Source organism: Erwinia plantamica, assembly GCF_043420595.1.
Classification (GTDB): Bacteria; Pseudomonadota; Gammaproteobacteria; order Enterobacterales; family Enterobacteriaceae; genus Erwinia; species Erwinia aeris.
Window position 1 is genome coordinate 1 of the sequence record NZ_JBGCUC010000065.1, and the last position, 484, is coordinate 484.

The window sequence follows — 484 nt, forward strand, 5'->3', positions numbered from 1 at the left end:
AATCCCAAATCCATTGCTCGTCTAGCAATGACTATAGGACTCACTTTAAAATAACGACTAGCATTATTAATTCCCGGTTTGTTTTTCCAAAATTCAATTAGAAAGCTTGCAGGTACTAAAAACTCAGCTGCAACTGCGACACAAAATCTTTCTATTGGATCATTTGCTGGTAATCAATTTTGATTGTCAAACCCAGCGCTTGTACCAAGCCAAATATATGCTAACTCATGTATAATTGTGAATAATTGTGCTGCTTTTGCATCAGAAGCATTAATAAACATAAAGTGAGCAAAGGAATTCACTAGTACAAAGCCTCTACATGCATCAACATTAATTGGTCGATGAGTATTATTTTCGACGATTCCATTAAAATTAATAAAAACTCCAATGTCTTCAATTTTGGTCGTTATAAAACTGAGTGTTTCTTCAAAAGTCTTAAAATCACATGCCCAATTTGCTTTCAAAACTAATGTACTTCTTATAT

Annotated in this window: 1 pseudogene; it reads right to left on the bottom strand. The window is 33.1% G+C overall.

The window, feature by feature from the left end:
• Nucleotides 1-281: pseudogene (locus AB3U87_RS22080) on the bottom strand (ImmA/IrrE family metallo-endopeptidase); the annotation flags it as partial.
• Nucleotides 282-484 lie beyond the last annotated feature (203 nt).